The 20,063-nt window shown below is 39.1% G+C and carries 18 protein-coding genes and 1 pseudogene; 4 read left to right on the forward strand and 15 right to left on the reverse strand.

The features are described 5' to 3' along the window. Positions 1-68 precede the first annotated feature (68 nt). From JFL43_RS21060 to kdpF, 5 genes and pseudogenes are all read right to left on the reverse strand, one after another. Positions 69-490, reverse strand: a pseudogene (locus JFL43_RS21060) (GNAT family N-acetyltransferase). A 330-nt stretch (positions 491-820) separates the two neighbouring features. Next, positions 821-1,459, reverse strand: coding sequence for a K(+)-transporting ATPase subunit C (gene kdpC / locus JFL43_RS21065; RefSeq protein WP_200750567.1), 639 nt, complete (start codon positions 1,457-1,459; stop codon positions 821-823). Between the two features lie 12 nt (positions 1,460-1,471). After that, positions 1,472-3,538: a potassium-transporting ATPase subunit KdpB gene (gene kdpB / locus JFL43_RS21070; protein WP_200750568.1), complete on the reverse strand. Its 2,067-nt coding sequence runs from the start codon at positions 3,536-3,538 to the stop codon at positions 1,472-1,474. 15 nt (positions 3,539-3,553) lie between these two features. Further along, a complete protein-coding gene (kdpA, locus tag JFL43_RS21075) occupies positions 3,554-5,248 on the reverse strand; it encodes a potassium-transporting ATPase subunit KdpA (protein ID WP_200750569.1) in 1,695 nt (564 codons plus the stop codon). Between the two features lie 23 nt (positions 5,249-5,271). Further along, entirely contained in the window at positions 5,272-5,352 is an 81-nt protein-coding gene (gene kdpF / locus JFL43_RS23590; RefSeq protein ID WP_198517952.1) for a K(+)-transporting ATPase subunit F, read from the reverse strand. Positions 5,353-5,617: 265 nt separating this feature from the next. Between kdpF and JFL43_RS21085 the strand changes: the two genes are divergently transcribed. Then, positions 5,618-8,329, forward strand: a complete 2,712-nt coding sequence (locus JFL43_RS21085) for a sensor histidine kinase (RefSeq protein WP_200750570.1) — start codon at positions 5,618-5,620, stop codon at positions 8,327-8,329. Next, positions 8,322-9,023, forward strand: coding sequence for a response regulator (locus JFL43_RS21090; RefSeq protein WP_407702010.1), 702 nt, complete (start codon positions 8,322-8,324; stop codon positions 9,021-9,023). Before JFL43_RS21085 ends, JFL43_RS21090 begins: the two co-directional genes overlap by 8 nt. Before the next feature lie 123 nt (positions 9,024-9,146). Here the strand turns inward: JFL43_RS21090 and JFL43_RS21095 are convergent, their stop codons facing one another. The 8 genes from JFL43_RS21095 to JFL43_RS21130 all read right to left on the reverse strand — a co-directional run bounded on the left by JFL43_RS21095 (position 9,147) and on the right by JFL43_RS21130 (position 16,013). Continuing rightward, entirely contained in the window at positions 9,147-10,094 is a 948-nt protein-coding gene (locus JFL43_RS21095; protein WP_200750572.1) for a nuclease-related domain-containing protein, read from the reverse strand. A 130-nt stretch (positions 10,095-10,224) separates the two neighbouring features. Beyond that, positions 10,225-10,614: a Na+/H+ antiporter subunit G gene (locus tag JFL43_RS21100; protein WP_200750573.1), complete on the reverse strand. Its 390-nt coding sequence runs from the start codon at positions 10,612-10,614 to the stop codon at positions 10,225-10,227. Continuing rightward, positions 10,592-10,876, reverse strand: a complete 285-nt coding sequence (locus JFL43_RS21105; RefSeq protein WP_100795167.1) for a Na(+)/H(+) antiporter subunit F1 — start codon at positions 10,874-10,876, stop codon at positions 10,592-10,594. The genes JFL43_RS21100 and JFL43_RS21105 overlap by 23 nt, the downstream gene beginning before the upstream one ends. Continuing rightward, entirely contained in the window at positions 10,876-11,358 is a 483-nt protein-coding gene (locus tag JFL43_RS21110; protein WP_200750574.1) for a Na+/H+ antiporter subunit E, read from the reverse strand. Before JFL43_RS21110 ends, JFL43_RS21105 begins: the two co-directional genes overlap by 1 nt. 21 nt (positions 11,359-11,379) lie before the next feature. Then, positions 11,380-12,861, reverse strand: a complete 1,482-nt coding sequence (locus tag JFL43_RS21115) for a Na+/H+ antiporter subunit D (protein ID WP_200750575.1) — start codon at positions 12,859-12,861, stop codon at positions 11,380-11,382. After that, a complete protein-coding gene (locus JFL43_RS21120; protein WP_100795170.1) occupies positions 12,854-13,192 on the reverse strand; it encodes a Na(+)/H(+) antiporter subunit C in 339 nt (112 codons plus the stop codon). The genes JFL43_RS21115 and JFL43_RS21120 overlap by 8 nt, the downstream gene beginning before the upstream one ends. Positions 13,193-13,195: 3 nt before the next feature. Further along, positions 13,196-13,618: a Na(+)/H(+) antiporter subunit B gene (locus JFL43_RS21125; RefSeq protein WP_200750576.1), complete on the reverse strand. Its 423-nt coding sequence runs from the start codon at positions 13,616-13,618 to the stop codon at positions 13,196-13,198. After that, entirely contained in the window at positions 13,608-16,013 is a 2,406-nt protein-coding gene (locus JFL43_RS21130) for a Na+/H+ antiporter subunit A (protein ID WP_200750577.1), read from the reverse strand. The genes JFL43_RS21125 and JFL43_RS21130 overlap by 11 nt, the downstream gene beginning before the upstream one ends. A 382-nt stretch (positions 16,014-16,395) precedes the next feature. Between JFL43_RS21130 and JFL43_RS21135 the strand changes: the two genes are divergently transcribed. Next, positions 16,396-17,070, forward strand: a complete 675-nt coding sequence (locus tag JFL43_RS21135; protein WP_100795173.1) for a histidine kinase — start codon at positions 16,396-16,398, stop codon at positions 17,068-17,070. Positions 17,071-17,131: 61 nt separating this feature from the next. Here JFL43_RS21135 and JFL43_RS21140 read toward each other — a convergent pair whose 3' ends face one another. Beyond that, positions 17,132-18,346 (reverse strand): MFS transporter, encoded by a 1,215-nt coding sequence (locus JFL43_RS21140; RefSeq protein WP_200750578.1) that lies wholly within the window; start codon positions 18,344-18,346, stop codon positions 17,132-17,134. 148 nt (positions 18,347-18,494) lie between these two features. Here JFL43_RS21140 and JFL43_RS21145 point away from each other — a divergent pair, with 148 nt between their 5' ends. Beyond that, positions 18,495-19,202 (forward strand): YetF domain-containing protein, encoded by a 708-nt coding sequence (locus JFL43_RS21145; protein ID WP_200750579.1) that lies wholly within the window; start codon positions 18,495-18,497, stop codon positions 19,200-19,202. Positions 19,203-19,323: 121 nt separating this feature from the next. Here the strand turns inward: JFL43_RS21145 and JFL43_RS21150 are convergent, their stop codons facing one another. After that, the gene (locus JFL43_RS21150) at positions 19,324-19,626 is read right to left on the reverse strand and encodes a hypothetical protein (RefSeq protein WP_200750580.1); all 303 of its coding nucleotides are present in this window, start codon (positions 19,624-19,626) and stop codon (positions 19,324-19,326) included. Between the last annotated feature and the right edge of the window lie 437 nt (positions 19,627-20,063).

The raw sequence follows: 20,063 nt of genomic DNA on the forward strand, positions 1-20,063 counted from the left end.
CGGGGAGTTTATGTGAGGAGGGGTGATTTATACTTTTACCAAACGATATAACAGCTCTTTTGTATTTTTTATAATTCCTTTTTCAAATAGTAATGCTGATAGTCTCTACCAACATTATCAATGCTACCAAATACCTCATAACCGTGCTTTTCATAAAAACCTAACGCCTGGAAGCTTAGAGTATCTACCTTTATGAAATCACAATTAGTTTCTATTGCGATTTTTTCTATTTCTAATAGGAGTTTCGTGCCATACCCATATTCACGTAATTCCTCATCAACGATTAATGAATGGATTTCTAACCAATTCCAACATACTTGACTTATAATGCCACCTCGAATGTTGCCATGTTCATCTTTAAGAAAGATACTAATCTCTTGATACCTACCTCTTAAATCTACTGGAAAGTGAGCCAAATTATATTTATATAGCTGGTCATCAATGTAATCGTTACTACTTTTATTTTTTCTTTAACAATTTGAATATCCATATCCAATCTCTCCTTTTGCGAACCTTTATACTTATTCTTTATAGTCTGCAAATACCTGCTTAAATTGTCTTATGCAACTGCCTCTTTATTTTAATATGAAAAAGCCCTGCATTATAGCAAGTAAATAGATCTACAGATTTGTTTCAATCTCTTAAAATCTATATCAGCTACAAATGAATTAGCCATTGTGCTCCGATAGAATATCGGAATTCAATGGCTAATTTAATCTTTTTATAACTATCAACAAAACAGTAGTAATCTCCATTTTTACAATCTTTTCTGCATCTTTGCACTACAAGAAGCTGTATTACACAATCTATATTTCCCTAATCATTTTTCCGTCATTTTTTTAAATATATCTAAGTTTGCTTCTAGGACGTGGACTTTGTCTTCTCCAAATACAGCGAGTTCACGGCTGACAGTGTTAGTTTTCACAACTTCTTTCACTTCATTTTCAGAAAGACCACTTGCTTGTGCTACGCGTGCTATTTGAATAAGCGCGGACTCTACGCTAATATGCGGGTCAAGACCAGATCCAGATGCGGTGACTAAATCCGCTGGAATTTGTTCACGCTGTACTCCAGGATTCGCTTTTAAAAATGACTCTATATCTTTTTCAATTCTTTTTTGTAGTTCCGGGTTGGACGGAGCATAGTTGAAAGTACCGGAACCGACGCCGTTATAAACGGTTTCACCCTTTGCATCCGGAACAATATCTTCTTTCGAATATACGTTGTAATTTACCGCTGATACTCTCCCCCAGAAAAATTCAGGTACAGTGAAAGCCTGCCCCAATTTTTCAGAGCCTACAATTTCCCCATCCACATTGATTAAACTACCATTTGCCTCGTGGTTGAATAACGCTTGGGCCACTCCAGTGACCGCTAATGGATAGATTAAACCACATAAAACAAGCATGAACAAAGAGACCAGCAGCGCTTGTTTAGCGTTCTCGAAAAATTTCTTCATATAATATCCTCCCTATAGGCCCATTGCGTGCAAAATTGGTCCGCTAATCAGATCGATAAGTTTAATACCGATAAATGGAGCAATAATACCGCCAAGTCCATAAACCAGCAAGTTCCTTCTTAATAATTTCGCTGCACTCATCGGCTCGTATTTAACACCTTTCATAGCAATCGGAATCAAAAATGGTATGATTATGGCGTTAAAAATCAACGCTGAAATGATGGCACTCGTTGGTGAATTCAACTGCATGACATTCAGTGCACTCATTTCCGGTACCGCTACCATCAGCATAGCCGGTATGATCGCGAAGTATTTAGCCACATCATTCGCAATACTAAATGTTGTTAAGGCACCGCGAGTCATCAATAATTGTTTCCCTATTTCCACAACTTCGATAATTTTTGTCGGATTGGAGTCCAAATCAACCATATTAGCTGCTTCTTTCGCCGCGTTCGTCCCAGAGTTCATTGCCAATCCAACATTCGCCTGCGCCAGTGCAGGGGCATCATTTGTACCATCACCTGTCATTGCCACAATCTTCCCTTTGTCTTGCTCATCTTTAATGACCTTGATTTTATCTTCGGGCTTGCTTTCGGCGATAAAGCTGTCAACACCAGCTTCTTTTGCTATTGTTGCGGCTGTGAGTGGGTTGTCTCCCGTACACATTATTGTTTTAATCCCCATTGAGCGGAGCTTTTCAAAACGCTCTTTCAAACCGGATTTTACGATATCTTTTAGATAAATGACGCCAAGAATCTTATCATTTTTCATTACTACTAACGGTGTACCACCCAGTGATGATACATGATGAACAAGGCTTTCCAAGTCTTTTGGTACAACATAACCAGCATTTGTACTCCTATTTTTTATCGAATCATAAGCACCTTTACGTATTTTAGTTCCGTCTTGCATATCAAGCCCACTCATGCGGGTATACGCTGAAAATACTATATGCTCACTCGTTTCTATAATCATTTTTTCATCTGCTTGATCGACGTCCAATTTGCATGCGAGTGATAAAATAGATTTCCCTTCAGGTGTGTCATCTGTCAATGAGCTTAACCATGCAGCTCGTATTAGTTCTTTTTTATCAATGCCTTTTACAGGTAAAAATTCGGAAGCAAAACGGTTACCATAAGTGATAGTTCCTGTTTTATCCAAAATCAATGTATCCACATCACCACATGATTCTACAGCTTTTCCCGACATAGCAATAACGTTGAACTGTGTTACACGGTCCATCCCTGCTATGCCAATCGCCGATAATAGTCCTCCGATTGTCGTTGGAATTAAACAAACTACCAACGCAATTAGTGTCGCAATTGGAATATGTACATCCAGGTAAGTAGTCATTGGATATAGAGTAACGACAACTAGTAAAAAGATAATAGTTAAACTGACTAATAGCGTGTTCAATGCAATTTCATTTGGTGTTTTTTTGCGACTCGCACCTTCAATAAGCGCAATCATTTTATCTAAGAACGACTCGCCAGGCAGTGAGGTGATTTCGATTTTCAACCAGTCACTCGTCACAGTCGTTCCACCTGTAACAGATGAAAAATCACCGCCACGTTCTTTCACAACAGGGGCTGATTCACCAGTGATGGCCGATTCATCGACAGTAGCAATTCCTTCTATCACTTCGCCATCGTTCGGTATGATTTCACCAGCATGAACTAAGACAACTTCTCCTTTTTTTAGTTCATGTGCTTGTTTTATGACCTTCGCCCCATCAGCAAGTAAAACACACGCCTCTGTTACTGTTTTTGTTTTCTTTAGCGTTTGGACTTGCGCTTTACCACGTCCCTCCGCAATAGATTCAGCGAAATTCGCGAATAGGATTGTAACGAATAAGATTATAGCAACGATCGCATTATAGAGGCGGGCAGGTCCTTCTGTTACATCACCCATCAGATTCGGGAAGATAGTTAACAAAAGGACAAATAGAAATCCGACTTCAACTACGAACATAACAGGGTTTTTTATCATATATAAGGGATTTAATTTCTTAAAAGCCCCTAAAATAGAACTTTTCATAATATCACGAGTTATAAAACTCTTTTTTGATACTGTCTCCATTTTCGTCTCTCCTCATCAAGAACGTATTTGTAAATGTTCTGTAATTGGACCGAGTGCTAATGCGGGCAAGAATGTCAAAGCACCAATCATCAGTACAATTGCGATAAGCAGGAATGTGAACATTGCATTATCTGTTTTTAATGTCCCCACCGAATCGCTATGCCATAATTTATTTGCTAATAGTGATGCAATGGCTAGTTGAATAATAATAGATAGATAGCGCCCAAAGAACATCGCTAGACCCGTCGTCATATTCCAAAAAGTTGAATTATCGGCTAACCCTTCAAAACCAGAACCATTGTTTGCTGAAGAAGAGGCATATTCATAAAGAACTTGCGATAAACCATGTGCACCTGGGTTTGTTATTCCTGCTATCCCTGCTGTTGTCGTTACAGCAAGAGCCGAGAATAGCAATATAATCGCTGGATGGATTAAAATGCAAAGCGCAATTAATTTCATTTCTTTTTCTTCAATTTTTTTACCCAAAAATTGCGGAGTACGTCCGATCATTAAACATGAAATAAAAATAGTCAGCATGACATACATCATCATATTCATTAAACCGACACCCTTGCCCCCGAACACAACATTTAGCATCATATTAAACATCGGCACCATGCCACCAAGAGGCGTTAAGGTATCATGCATATTATTTACAGAGCCAGTCGTAAAGGCTGTTGTCGCGACTGTGAATAACACAGACTGTGCGACTCCAAAGCGCATTTCCTTCCCTTCCATACTACCAAGGTCTTGCGTAATGCCAAGCTCGTCGATAATTGGGTTACCTGCACTTTCCGCCGTATAACAAGCAGCCAAGCCAATGGCGAACAGAATACCCATTGCTGCAAAAATAACCAGTCCTTGTTTGCCAAAAATTGCTTTCTGACGACGGTTTACAACCATTAAACCGAATGCCACAACACAAGCGCCAGGCAACAGCATCATAGATAACATTTCCACGATGTTTGAAATAACTGTTGGATTTTCGAACGGGGTAGTTGAATTTGCACCGTAGTAACCGCCACCGTTTGTACCGATATGCTTAATCGATTCTAGAGACGCAACAGGTCCAAGCGCTATATCCTGCATCTTGCCTTCTATTGTCTGTACAGTTTCATTCGCTCTTAAGGTTTGTGGCGAACCTTGGGATACTAAAATCAATGCAACGATAAAGGAAATAGGTATTAATATGCGTGTTATCACGCGTACCAAGTCCACAAAGAAATTCCCTATTTTATCAGACTTAGCCACCAAGCGACGACAGAATGCCATGCATGCCGCATAACCTGTCGCAGCAGACGTGAACATCATGAATGTGATGACAAGCATCTGAGCCAAATAACTTAGTCCTGATTCACCACTATAGTGCTGTAAATTTGTATTTGTCATAAAAGAAATAATCGTATTGAATGACAACGTTGCTTCCATATTATCGATACCATTCGGATTAAAAAACAGCATCGATTGAATGCGCAATATGAAGTAGCCAATGAAGACCATAATAGCATTTGATAAAATTAGTGCCATTATATATTGTTTACCAGTCATATCGACTTGCTTGATGCCGCTAAACTTGTAGATAAAGTTATCTACTCGATTCATTATCGGATCAAGCCATGTCTTCTGCTGCATAGTCACATGATATAAATAATGCCCTGCTGCAATTACTAGTGGTAAATAAATGACTAGCACTAAGGCGATTTGCCACATATTTATTTCCTCCTAAAGGTAGATTAAAATTTTTCCGGATACAGTAATGCGTAACCTAAGTAACCAAACAACGACAAAATAATGACACCTACTACTAACCACATATCTATACCCCCTTACTTGTTTACTAGCTTGTCACACCAGGCCGTCAAACCATAAAGACTAACGAAACTTATGATCAGTACAATGATCATGTATACATCCATCAAGTCAATCATCCTTCCTGTCGGTTGTTTGATTTCATCATAATGTAGTAAAAATTAACGTAGTGTTAGAAAAAGAGCGATTTGTATTAAAATGGCATAAAGATTCAATCTTTACGCCACCTTAATGGGAGTTGGAGCTATAATAAGAGCGAGGTGAGAGTTGATGGAAGACAAGCGTCCTAGTCCTGAAGCGATTTTAGCAAAGATTAAACAACAGGAAAAAAAAGCAGAAGTAGGCAAGCTAAAGGTATTTCTTGGATATGCGGCTGGAGTAGGTAAAACGTATTCAATGCTTGACGCGGCACATCAAGTAAAAAAGCTTGGTATGGATGTAGTCGTCGGCTATGTTGAACCACATGCCCGACCCGAAACAGCGGCCTTACTTGAAGGTCTTGAACTGATCTCTACTAAAAAAATAATATATAAAGGAAAAACATTTGAAGAGCTTGATATAGATGCAGTGCTTGAACGTAAGCCTGATCTTGTACTAATCGATGAACTAGCGCATACAAATGTACCTACAATGCGCCATTTGAAACGATTTGGGGATGTTCAGGAATTACTTGCGAAAGGTATCCACGTCTACACGACCGTCAACATCCAACATATTGAAAGTCTCCACGATTTGGTGGAGGAAATTACTGATGTAAAAGTACACGAACGTATTCCAGATTATCTGATTGATAATGCGGCACAAATTAAGCTCGTCGATATTGCACCAGATGATTTGATACAACGTTTAAAAGAAGGGAAAATTTATCACTCTGAGCAGGCTGAAAAAGCAATGCACCATTTTTTCCGAAGATCAAACTTAGTAGCGCTCCGTGAAATTGCACTTCGTCGTACAGCAGATACAATTGATCATCAGAAGATGGACGAGGACGATCCACTTTACTCTAAAGCGCAAGTTGAGGACCATATATTGGTAGGCATTAGCAGCTCGCCGACGAATGCGAAAGTAATACGGACAGCAGCGCGACTTGCACAAGCCCTACACGGTAAATTTACGGCACTTTATGTACAAAGGAAAAAAATGAATGATGAAAGCGAGGCAAATTCAGAGAGATTACAACAGCACATCAAACTTACGGAGCAGCTAGGCGGTCATGTAGTGACTGTACAAGAAGAAGACGTGGCAGCAGCGCTTGCTAATTATGCGCAAATGAGTGGTGTAACAAAGCTCGTTATTGGGAGGACCTCTACGAAAAAACAATGGTGGAGACCTAATTCCAAAATCGGTGACCGTCTCAACGACTTCGTACCGAACTTGGCTATGTATATTGTTCCTGATCAAGAAAACGAAGCGATACGCATTCCAGAAATACGGGACCAACTAAAATTCGATTGGATGGACTTGCTAAAAATGTTCATTGTATTTGGCTTGGCATCGTTAATTGGACTGTTTTTTTCAACAATTGGAATGAGCGAAGCAAATATCATAACGATTTATATTTTAGGCGTGTTAGTGCTTGCTATGTGGTCAACAGGTTGGGTGTTTAGCATCATCAGTTCGCTGGTGGCGGTGCTCATTTTCAACTTTATATTCACTGAACCACGGCTTTCATTTGAAGCGTACAATAGAGACTACCCAATGACGTTTTTAATCATGTTCATTTCTGGGATAATAACAAGCAGTTTGACAAAGAAAGTAAAAGAACAGGCTATCGGAGCGGTGCGTAAGTCGTACCGAATGGAAGTGTTGCTTGAGACTAACCGTAAATTGCAACATGCGAAGTCGTTTGAAGAAATCATTACAGAGGGCATGTCACAAATCGTCAAGCTTGTTGAAAAACCAGCTATTTTTTTTGAAATGGGTGATCAACTGATTGTGAACACGTTATTTTTTCCAACAGATGTAATAACTAATTCGAAAAATAAAGAGATGGCAGCTTTATTTGACAATGCGAATGAACGTGCTGTCGTAACATGGGTTGCAAGTAATAAGCAATCGGCTGGCGTATCGACTGATACATTTCCGGGAGCAAAAGCGTACTATTTACCATTCCTCTCTGACGATAATGTTAAAGGCGTTGTTGGTATCTTGTTATCGAAAGAAACACCACTACCTGCCTTTGAACGGAATATCCTTCATGCCATTATGAATGAATTTTCGTTTGCACTTGATAAATGGTACTTGCAGAAATCCAATGAGAAAGTCACACGAGAAGCTGAGATCGAACAAATGCGAGCAAACTTTTTACGGGCAATATCACATGATTTAAGGACACCACTTACAAGTATTTCAGGCAACGCTGATATGTTGCTGACTAGAGGCGAACGAATCGATGAAACACAAAAAAAACAACTGTATCACGATATTTATAGCAACTCTAAATGGCTTGTACAAATGGTAGAAAATTTACTCGCCGTTTCGAAGCTCGATGATGGGCAACTTGCAATTGAGATGCAACCGGAACTGATAGAAGATATTTTACAAGAGGCGCTAATGCATGTGGCGCGCAATGAAAACACGCATCATATTCATTGTCACGTTGAACCAGACTTGTTATTCGCAGAGATGGATGCACGGTTAATCATCCAGGTGATTATCAATATTATCGATAATGCTCTGACATACACACCGGCAGGAAGCGAGATTATTCTAACCGCAAAGGAAATTGGAGACCATGTGCAAGTAAGCATTATCGATAATGGACCAGGCATTGATGATACTCTGAAATTAAGACTGTTTGAACCTTTTACAACAGGAAAAATTTATCGTAGTGACAGCAGACGGGGATTAGGTCTCGGCTTAGCATTGTGCCAAACCATCTTAAAAGTGCATGGAAGTGAATTGACCGTGGCAGATCATGACCCTACAGGTTGTATTTTCAGTTTTGTACTTAAAAAAGGAGTTGTCGATGTCGATGAATAAGCGAATTCTTGTTATAGAAGACGATGTAGCTATAGGAAATTTGTTCAAAATGGCATTGAGTACACAGTATTACGAATACGAGATTGCGTTGGATGGTAAATCCGCGTTGCAAAAGCTGCTGTCGATGCAACCAGATGTGATTATTCTAGACCTTGGACTGCCTGACATGGACGGCGTTGATGTAATAAATAAAATTCGTAGCTGGTCACAAACGCCAATTATCGTCGTAAGTGCACGTGGGGAGGAGCATGATAAAATCCTCGCTCTTGATGCTGGGGCAGATGATTACGTCACTAAGCCGTTCAGCGTGGACGAACTACTAGCAAGGATTCGTGTAGCGTTTAGAAGAATTTCAAATGATAGCCCTTTGGATAAAGACCAGCCTATATTTGTCAACGGAGATTTAAAAATTGATTATCTTGCGAACACTGTACATATTCGTGGAGAAGAAGTACATCTAACACCGATTGAGTATAAGTTATTAGTCGTACTCGCAAAGCATGTTGGAAAAGTGTTGACGCATAATTTCCTTTTGAAGGAAGTCTGGCAGCAAGCATTACAGTCGGATGTACCAAGCTTACGAGTGTTTATGGCCACTTTACGCAAGAAAATTGAAGAAAATCCAGCGAATCCAGAGTATATCCAGACACATATACGTGTCGGTTACAGGATGCTACGTCATGAGGATGAATGAAAAACGCCTTAAAGAAAAACCCTTTCTACACGATTTGGTAGAGAGGGTTTGTCCATATAGAAGCTTTTTCTGTCCACATAGATTTCTTTATGTCCATATAGGAGCTTTTCTGTCCACATAGCCTCAAAACTTCATTTCATAGGTCGTTCCCTTCCCTACACCTTTTACAATTAGCTCCATGCAGTTCAATATACGGGATGCTGTTTGATGGTGATCGATGTGCAGGAATTGTCTACATTCCTTGTTAGTTATCGTTTTGCTTACTAGCATAAACCAATCTCGAATTGTGTGTTCATGCGCCTTTGCGTCTCTATGTTTGCAAATCGGGCATTCCCACGTCCTTTTTATGCGCTCCATGCCAAAGCGGCCGCATTCCGTACATTTCACACCGCTCCGCAACTCTGTAATATCAATTCCCCATCTCGTACACATTGGAAATGGCATGAATGCGCGGTGACTTGCGATTAGCTCCTGTACAAGCCAGTCCAGTTGATCTAAACTCAAATAGCTTCGCTGACGATCTAACTTTCGTAAAAATACCGGAATTGTTTTGGTAAAAATCACTGGTACATACTCTGGTGCAAGCTCGACTTGCTGATAGTTACCGGTCAAAACGATGGCACCAAATACAGGCACATCCAAACCCCGTGCTAATAACCAATCTTCTAGCAAATACATATTGCGCTCCACCTGCACAGCAGGATTTTCAAAAACATCTAGTTGTCCATTTTTAAGCGTACGAACAAGGCGATCTGGCTTCGTCTCAAAACGTAGTACACCACTAATATTTTTACTCTCCAAAATTACAGCAAAATAAGGCGTCAACATTAACGTATCCACTTGAAATTTACCACTGGATGACAAACTCACATCATGTAAGATTCGATAGTTAAACGGGAAATGATAGGTATAAAAAAGTTCAGTTATACGCTCTTCTCCGATTACTCCAAATTTTGCGGATTGCCATTTTGAAAGTACTACATCCTTCTTTAAATGCCCAGCATCTAATCTCTCATAAAGTGCCTGTAACCCAGCTATTTGCAACCCATCTGTGCGCGTTTTACAAATCAAAAAAACACCCCTTTCGCACAGCGTAACATAGATGCGAAAAGAGTATTTTTCATCCAACAGCTCAAAATTCATTTTTCAAACTAAATATACTTGCAGAATTAGATTTTAGCCTAATAATAGATAGTAAAAACTAATTTTCACCAACTTTTGACCTTGCCCCGTTTCTTCCTTCAGGAAATAAAACCTCATCAAGCTCATCATCATCCGAAGACTCCGACAACTCAACGCCTGAACGATAAGCAGCACGAGTGATTAAATGGCCTGCCACAGGAGCGGTCAAAAACACAAATACAATCCCAAGAATTAAACGTACGCTTATATAACCGTCATGGGCCCAAAAATATAAAAAAGCACCTAGAAGAGATAGTAGTACAGCCAATGTCGAGCTTTTCGTTGCAGCATGCGAGCGAGTATAGACATCTGGCAAGCGCAGCAAACCGAATGCACTAATCACGCTCATCAAGCTACCGAAGAAAATCAACAACACCCCTGCCCACTCAATGATTGGATTTACGCTCAACGATAACGCCCCTCTCCAGATACTTTGAAAATGCAATCGTCCCGATGAACGACAGAATTCCCAAAATCAAAATAACTTCTAGAAACGCCTTCGTTTTTAGTACAATCGAAATAATCGCAATCATTGACAGCAAGTTAACACCAATCATATCAAGTCCTACAACGCGATCTGGCATTGAAGGGCCACGTAATACTCGGTAAAATGCGACCATAATGGCCAACGCAAATAAAATCAGTGAAATCTGTAAAATTGTCTCCGTCATTAACGTGTCACCTCCATAATTGCTTTCTCAAAGTTCTCAATAGAACGCAGTACATCTGCCTTCGACTTCTCTAGGTCCATTGCATGAATGTAGAATAGATCTCCTTCTGGCGATACCTCCATCACAACCGAGCCTGGTGTCAGCGTCAATAAGAGCGAAAGAGTCGTAATTTCCAAGTCCCCATTCAAAACAGTTTTATATGTGAAAATTCCGGGCTTTATTTTCAACTTCGGACTGCAAATCTGCTTCAGCATAAGTACACTAGACAACAGCAATTCCCATACAAAAAGAAACAGCAGTTTCAATAGAGCAAACAAACGTTTTAAGTAAAATTGGGTTCCAAAAAAACGATGCATTAAATATAATATCCCAATTCCAACAACAAACCCCGTCATAAATGTCGAAAAATGCGGTGCATCTTCGTCTTTCAATAACATCCATAACACTGCGATAAATATATTCAGTAATAATTGCGCAGGCATCACGTCTCACCTCTTTTCTTCTTATTTTCCACTGAGCACCGCATCAATATATATTGATGGATTTGCTAAAGTGTTCGCTGCGTCACTTACATAACTAGACAAACCCTCTGCTCCAAATCCAAGTGCAATCGTACAAATAGCAAACAATACAATCGGGGCAAGCATCCCCTTTGGCAATGGCTTTTCATCCTCAATACTAATAATTGTTTCACCAAAGATAGCATTTAAGAAAATACGTAATAGTGAATACAACACAACCACACTCGAAATAAATGCCAGTGCCAATAGTACATAAGAACTCGTTTCAATCAGTCCTTGTCCAATAAGCACTTTGCCGACAAATCCACTAAGCGGTGGAATCCCCGCCAGTGACACCATTACAATAAAGAACATCCAACCAAACATAGGATAATTTCTTATCAAACCGCTCATCTTATCAAAGCGCTTTTCACCTGTTAAATAAATCATCGTACCCGCTAGTAAAAACAACATCGCTTTTGCAATCATATCGTGCATTAAATAATAAATAGCTCCTTGGAGTGCCGCTTCCGTCGATACACCCAGACCAATTAGCACAAAGCCGACCGCAATAACAACATTGTATGCAACAATTTGGCGTACATCTTTATACGCTAGCGCCCCTAGACATCCAGCAAAAATCGTCACACCTGCCATACCATTAATGAGTAAATGCGTCACTTCCGGCTGATGTATGAAAATAAGCGTAAACATACGGAACAAAGCGTAAATACCAACCTTTGTCAAAAGTGCGCCAAACAAGGCAGCTACAACAGTCGGTGGTACGCTATATGAACCTGGTAACCAGAAGAAAAGAAGTAGACCCGCTTTCAAAGCGAAGACGACTAAAAATAGCAAAGCAATCGTAGTCAAAATTGGATCTTGTCCAGCTTCAGCAACTCTCTCCGCTAAATGCGCCATATTCAAAGTCCCTAAAGTGCCATATAAATACGCCAGCGCCACTAAGAAGAACCACGAAGCTAACACATTTATCAGTACATACTTCAACGACTCACGTAGCTGCGCCTTCTCCCCACCAAGCGTAATAAGCACATAAGAAGCCAACAACATCACTTCAAAACAAACAAATAAGTTAAAAATATCCCCCGTCAAAAACGAACCATTTACACCTGCTACTAGCAATAGTACAAATGGATAAAAGAACATATTCTCACGCTTCTCGCCGATAGATGAAAACGCATAGAGTAAACAAATTGCGGTCACAATGCTCGTTGTCAATACAAGTAGTACTGCAAATGAGTCAGCCACAAACAAAATGCCAAACGGAGGCTTCCAACCACCGAAATCGATTCGCATAATACCATCCTCTTGGATTCTTCCAAGCATAATCATACTAACAACAGCAATTGCTGCCATCGTCAATAGACTGATGACACGTTGCGTCTTCACATACGGTCGTAAAAACACGAGCAAAACACCAAGCATAATCGGTAAAATCAACGGTAATACAACAATATTATTCATTCTCAGGCCCTCGCAATCCGTCCAAATCATCTATTCCATTGGATTGATATGTGCGATAAGCAAGTACTAAGACAAAAGCTGTCACAGCAAAACTAATAACAATCGCAGTCAATATTAACGCCTGTGGTAATGCATCTGTATACGGAGCATCAGCTTCTTTCAGTAACGGTACATTGCCCTTCTTTACACCAGCAATTGTTAAAATTAATAAATGTACAGCATGCGATAATACAGCAGTCCCTAAAATCACTCGGATTAAATTTTTCGAGAGGATTAAATACGTAGCGACCGCGATCAGCACGCCGATTAATAAAATCATTAATGTTTCCATCGTCTACTCATCCTCACTTATACTTAAAATAATTGTCACAACGACACCAACAACAGTCAATGCAACTCCTGCTTCAAATAACACAACAGATGCTAATTCCGTTTCACCAAAAATCGGTAAATTCAATTTCATAGCAGCTTGCGTCATGAAATCTTTGCCAAAAATAACAGAAGCAAAGCCCGTCCCAGTTGCTATTAAAACACCAAGCGCCGCAACTAATTTAAAGTCAAATGGCATTCCTTTATGAACGGTTTCAATATCAGATGTTAAGTACATTAATACAACAGCAGAAGCGAGCACAAGCCCGCCGATAAATCCTCCACCTGGTGAATAATGCCCAGCGAAAAACAGATAAACTGACAACGTTAAAATGATAAAGATGACAATTTTTGTTACCGTCCGCAAAATCACATCATTAATCTTCAACGTCTGTGTCCCCCTTTCTCACCTTCAGCTTGATGAGCGTATACACCCCTAAACCAGCGATAAAGAGAACAACCACTTCAAGCATCGTATCAAAGCCACGGAAATCACCTAAAATCGTATTAACGATATTAGCTCCTCCAGCTAGCTCATAGGCATTTTCAAAATAGGCCGAAATCGAATCAAATTCGTCATAATACATGACCGCGAATGACATAACAACAACAAGTGCGCCTACTGCCCCTGCAACTACAGCATTGCTAATCTTCACTGACTTCGATGAATCTTCGCGTTTCCATTCCGGTAAAAAATAAAAGCAAAGCAAGAATAAAACGGTCGTCACAGACTCTACAACAAGCTGTGTCAAAGCTAGATCAGGCGCCCTGAAAATAACAAAGAAAATGGAAACGCCAAAACCAATAACCCCATTCAATAAAATCGCCGTCAAACGCGACTTCACAAAAAGCATTGATACTCCAGCTAACAACATCACAATTATTAACATCAGCTCATATATTTCAACCGGCGCATCATTTGCACTACTATACGCAAAGCCACCACTCATGAAAAAGAAACCGCCAACAGCTATGATGAAAAATACATATATATAAAGTACATAACTTCTTAACGAGCCCGTCATATACCCAGCTGTCATCTTATTTGAACCACTTTCAAGTCCCTCTAATAAGCTCTTGAACAGCTCATTAAATGAAAATCGATATGGGAATAAACGATATACAGGCTTCCATGTTTTTAATTTTCTATATAATAATAACCCAACAATAACGACGCCGATTGTCATTAGCAATTCCGTATTAATACCATGCCAAGCATAAATTTTAGGCGCCAATACATCCGCTGGAGCAAATCCAGGGTAAATACTAGTCATTGCAGGTTTCAAAATATATTGTCCAAGAACATTTGGAAATACGAATATACCTACGACAAACACACATAAAATAAGCGGAGAAATAAGCATACCAATCGGTGCCTCATGAATAGATCTACCATCACTATGCTCATAAGGTTTACCAAAGAAAGCTTGGAAGATTATAATCATGCAATAAACAAAAGTGAAAATACTCGCGATCCATGCTACAACAGGGAATAATACCCCTACACTACTCAATGAAAAGATATCGAGATCTCGCATATGAACTGCAGCCGCAAAGAACATTTCTTTACTTAAGAAGCCATTAAATGGTGGCATTCCCGCCATCGATAAACTACCAATAACAGCAACTGTAAATGTCAGTGGCATAAGCGACATCAAGCCACCGAGCCGCCGCACATCACGTGTACCAAGCTCATGATCGACAATTCCAACCATCATAAATAATGCACCTTTAAACGTAGAGTGATTCACTAAGTGGAATAGTGCTGCAAAGGTGGCCTGTGTATAAATAATGGTCGAATCTGAATAGCCAAGCTTAAAGGCAACTGATCCCATACCAAACAAACTCATAATAAGCCCCAACTGACTGACCGTTGAAAATGCGAGCAAAGCTTTTAAATCTGTTTGCTTCACCGCATTAAACGAGCCCCAAAACAGTGTTATAAGACCAACTGCCGTTACAAGCCAGAACCATACCGCATCGCCACCGAAAACCGGCGTCAAACGAGCAACTAAATAGATTCCAGCCTTCACCATCGTCGCTGAATGTAAATATGCACTAACCGGTGTTGGTGCCTCCATCGCATCCGGCAACCAAATATGGAATGGGAATTGTGCAGATTTCGTAAACGCACCAAATAAAATTAACACCATCGCAGGAATAAACAGCTGATGATCCGTATATTGGCTTACATTATGAATTATTTCGTGCACACTATATGAGCCCGTCATCATATGCAGCATAATAAAACCAACGAGCATCGAAACGCCGCCAGTAACTGTAATGAGCATCGCCTTTTGTGCACCTGCACGCGAAGCTTTACGATGATGCCAAAACGCAATTAACAGGAATGAAGAGACACTTGTCAATTCCCAAAAAGCGTACAACACCATTAAATTATCGGAAAATACGACGCCAAGCATAGCGCCCATGAATAGGAGTAAATAGCAGTAAAAATGTTGAAGGGATTCTTTAGCAGATAAATAGAAAATGGAATACAAAATAACTAAGCTACCTACGCCAGTGATGAGAAGCCCGAAAATCATGCTTAGCCCATCTAAATATGTCGTAAAGTTAATATCTAAGGAAGGAATCCAGTTATACGTATGAGAATACGTATCCCCTTTCGCCACTGATGGTACTAATCTTAATAACATTACAAATAAAGTTATAGGCACAAGTAATACAATCCAGCCTATATGTATTTTAGGAAAGCGCCTATAGATGAAAGGAATGATTGCTGCCATTATAAATGGAATGACGATTGCTAAATTAATTGTCAATAGATTAAACCTCCTAATACGAATGAGATGTTCTTTAGTTATGAATGTTCTCCTAAATTGAAAACTTGACTATAAATGGACGTGCCATCATAATAGGAATCCATACGGATACACGTAGGTATTGATTCGTGATTTTTTTGAAGATAATGAGGTATTTCTAAAAGTGGTAAGCAACGGATGAATCTCATATGATTGGTGAAGTATTCATTATGGTTACATTGAATAAGCTAGGTTAATCAAAGATTCACTGTAAATTATACAATATTCACTCAATTATTGCACTGTCACAGCCTGCCATTTAACGTTTTTCTACAAATCACCGTATAAATAGAAGACATTTTTATATAAAGAACCATAATAATAAAACGAGGTGGGAACTGCCGTGAAACATTTAAGAGGGCGTATGGATGAAAGTATTTTAGTATGTGCCTACTATGGACAAAATGGAGAAAGATTAATTCGCAGAGGACATAAAATTGCTAAAATGCTCGATTGTCCGCTTTATATTTTAACGGTTGATCCGCTACCATTCGATAGTTTCGATGCTGAGAAGGTTGAATATCTCAACCAGTGGCAGCAGCTTGCTGAGGAGCTTGAGGTAGAGGAATTTATCATTCGCGATAACGAAAGAAAGCCAATTCAAAATGTTATTGCAGAAGTCGCACATCAATACAATATTACACAAGTAATTATTGGACAAACTGCTCAAAGTCGTTGGGAGGAAATTACGAAGGGGTCATTTATGAACTTGCTTCTTAAAACAATTTCTTTCGTCGATCTGCATGTTGTTTCTGTAGAGCGTCATGTCCGTGACGAAGAAGATGCAATGTTCGAAAAAGGTGTTCGAGCATATTTATTAGAAGACGGTGAAGATTATAAAGTCAGCTTCACATGCCCTAAAAAGATTTGCTACGAGGGTATTTTCTTTAAAGAAATTTGCACTGATTTTGACAATGGTATTTTCAAATTTATGCACGACAACAAAATGCATGAAGTGCATATTTCCGAAAATCTCGTAACCGAACCAGCTAAAATACCTAGAAAATCTTGCCAATAAAAAAGCTGTCTAAATGGTCATTTCATTGACCATTTAGACAGCTTTTTACTTAAAAACAAACTTAAGCCCTCAATTTCCACTTACGATCTGTTGGTAATGCAAAGGATACTAGAGCAAGTAGCGGTAGTACTGAAACAACAATCATTGTTGTAAAAATACCATAGTGGTCCATCATAATACCAATGACAACAGCTCCAATTGCACCCATCCCAAAGGCTAATCCAACCGTTAAACCTGCCATAGTACCGATTTTACTCGGCACTAGCTCCTGTGCATAAACAACCGTCACAGAAAAACTGAGCATAATGAAAAAACCGATTAACCCAAGTACTGCAACAACCGCCCATAAAGGAACATACGGCAATAGTAAAGCAAGTGGCATTGGTACGAGCACCGACAATAGAATAACATTTTTACGCCCTACCCGATCTGCCATCGGTCCTCCGAAGAACGTCCCCACCGCTCCTACTGCTAGGAAAATGAAAATAAATAACTGTCCCTTTTGAATCGTTAAATCATACTTGTCCATCAAGTGAAAAATATAGAAACTGGTAATATTCGTAACATAAAATGAACGAACGAAAATAACTGTCATTAATAAACCAAGCGCAACTCCAACTTGCTTTTTCGTCATTTTTGGCAATGAAGAAATAATTACTTTTTTCGTTTTAGATAACCGTTCTTCTTCTAGCTGTTTTTTATACCAAGCTGAAATTTTCGACAAAACGATAATAGCGATAGCTGCTACGATTAAAAACCATGCTGCCCCTTTTTGACCGAATGGTACTAGAATAAAAGCGCTGATTAACGGTGCTAATGCTTGTCCTGAGTTACCTCCAACTTGATAAATCGACTGTGATAACCCTCGTTTTGAACCTGCCGCCATAAAGGAAACACGTGAACCTTCAGGATGAAAAACTGCCGATCCAAGCCCTAAAAACATGACTGATATTAAAATCATCCAATAGTCTGTAGCAAATGCTAAACCTGCCATACCAATAAATGAACTCGTCATACCAAGTGGTAATGCATATGGTTTTTGCTTTTTGTCACTAAAAAAGCCGACAACTGGTTGTAATACTGAGGCCACCATATTTAAAGCAAATGAAATAAGTCCAAGTTGAGTAAATGTTAAACCACGCTCACTTTTTAGTATAGGAAGCATTGCTGGAATAACAGCTTGTAAAGTGTCGTTGAATAAATGGCAAAGACCTATGGCAAACATTATTGGATACACCGGATTTCCTAATGCATGCGTCTTATTTATTGTCGTCATCTTCGTTAGTCACACTTCCTTCTGTTTACGAAATAATTATTTTAATTATTATAACAATAATTAAGCACGGATTTTAATGAAATTTAAGAATATCTCTAATTTTTGAGGAAATACTAACGGATATGTTATGAAAAGGAGTTTGATTTGCATGGATAAAATTTTCGAAATTAACTTTTGGGAAATGATCATGAGGACGACGGCAGCATTCCTTGTTTTGCTTTTGTTAGCACGTTGGCTCGGAAAAAAACAATTGGGTCAGTTAACATTTTTCCATTACATTACAGGGATTACAATTGGTTCTACCGCAGCGGAGATTGCTGCGCAGCACGAGACACCCTTTATCGACGGGCTGGTTTCTCTTGTATGGTGGACTGTCTTGACGATTTTTATGAGTTTCGTTGCACTCAAATCTCCGAAAATGCGTGTACTCATTAATGATTCATCAACTGTAATTATAAAAAATGGAGAACTATCTGTGCAGGCATTAAAATCGTCACGCTTGCATATGGATGATTTAATTATAATGCTACGTGAACAATCTATCTTTTCCATTCAAGATGTACAGTACGCCATTTTGGAGACAAATGGAAAGTTGAGCGTTTTGAAGAAACCTGCCGAGCAAGGAGCGACAAAGCAAGATGTGAAGGCAGATGTTTCAATTCCGCCACATATGCCAATGGAAGTGATTGCAGATGGAGCAATCGTTTGGAACACGATGGAGGAACTGAACCTATCGGAGGAATGGCTTATGCGTAAACTTCGTAAAAAAGAGATAGAATCTGTTCAAGACGTATATTATGCTCAACTACAACCAAATGGTTCATTATATATTACTGTGAGGGATAAGGATTTATAAAAAACTGCATAGATGAAAAGCTCTCGCTTAAACTTGCATTCACTCAGTAAATTGAAGTAACTTATTATTCAATTTGCATCAAATCAAATAGTGTAATACTGCCTAAATAGAAGTTGTACGGCTAATTGTTCTTTTCATGTTGTAAAATATCATATAAAATCGGAATTTCCCGGGTAATATCACCTTGTGTCATTGTGCTAGCAATCCAATTTGTAATAACCACTGTCGTAATTAGTCTTTTAAACTGACTTTCTTCATACACAGGGAATTGTGTAAACTTATGGCCGCTTATAACTTGCTTGGCAGGTTTACTGTCAATTTTCTCTATGAGTTCGACAGTATTAAAATGCGGCTCCTCAATTACATAAGCCGTAGACGTACTATGATGCACAATGGCATTATGTAGCTCTGCAAATTCTCGCACATTGGTTCATATTTTATAACAACCTCATTATTCTTTTTTTGCAATCTCGATCATTTTCGTAAAAGGAACGACCTTTCTGCTTTAATCATTAATTTTAATGTTTGCTCAATGCGCACATAAGCTGCCAAATAACGAATAGATTTGCATATAGCCAATAATTTTACCTGTTTATTTTATAATATGTATAAAGCTGCGACTATTACTATTGGAAAGGCGCAACTTAATATTAATTTAAAAATCATCCTCGAAATAATAACTTGAAGTACCTAACAAAGGAAATATTAGGTTGTTATTTACCGTTAAAATGTTTTTTTATGTTCGATATTAATTTATGTTACTACATTTTTTAGTTGATTGTAGCGTAGGAAGCGGCTCGGTGCTTGCCCGCGGAAAGCGATCATCCCGTAGCGGAAATCAACCTACCACTTTAATAGTAA

The sequence above is a fragment of the Viridibacillus soli genome (genome assembly GCF_016612995.1).
Taxonomy (GTDB): Bacteria; Bacillota; Bacilli; order Bacillales_A; family Planococcaceae; genus Viridibacillus; species Viridibacillus soli.

Coding starts and splice junctions, on each gene's coding strand:
- kdpB (WP_200750568.1), bottom strand. CDS start 3,538: ATGGAGACAGTATCAAAAAAGAGTTTTATAACTCGTGATATTATGAAA.
- kdpA (WP_200750569.1), bottom strand. CDS start 5,248: ATGTGGCAAATCGCCTTAGTGCTAGTCATTTATTTACCACTAGTAATT.
- JFL43_RS21110 (WP_200750574.1), bottom strand. CDS start 11,358: ATGCCTGCGCAATTATTACTGAATATATTTATCGCAGTGTTATGGATG.
- JFL43_RS21120 (WP_100795170.1), bottom strand. CDS start 13,192: ATGGAAACATTAATGATTTTATTAATCGGCGTGCTGATCGCGGTCGCT.
- JFL43_RS21090 (WP_407702010.1), top strand. CDS start 8,322: ATGAATAAGCGAATTCTTGTTATAGAAGACGATGTAGCTATAGGAAAT.
- kdpC (WP_200750567.1), bottom strand. CDS start 1,459: ATGAAGAAATTTTTCGAGAACGCTAAACAAGCGCTGCTGGTCTCTTTG.
- kdpF (WP_198517952.1), bottom strand. CDS start 5,352: ATGTGGTTAGTAGTAGGTGTCATTATTTTGTCGTTGTTTGGTTACTTA.
- JFL43_RS21145 (WP_200750579.1), top strand. CDS start 18,495: ATGGATAAAATTTTCGAAATTAACTTTTGGGAAATGATCATGAGGACG.
- JFL43_RS21115 (WP_200750575.1), bottom strand. CDS start 12,861: ATGAATAATATTGTTGTATTACCGTTGATTTTACCGATTATGCTTGGT.
- JFL43_RS21140 (WP_200750578.1), bottom strand. CDS start 18,346: ATGACGACAATAAATAAGACGCATGCATTAGGAAATCCGGTGTATCCA.
- JFL43_RS21085 (WP_200750570.1), top strand. CDS start 5,618: ATGGAAGACAAGCGTCCTAGTCCTGAAGCGATTTTAGCAAAGATTAAA.
- JFL43_RS21105 (WP_100795167.1), bottom strand. CDS start 10,876: ATGACGGAGACAATTTTACAGATTTCACTGATTTTATTTGCGTTGGCC.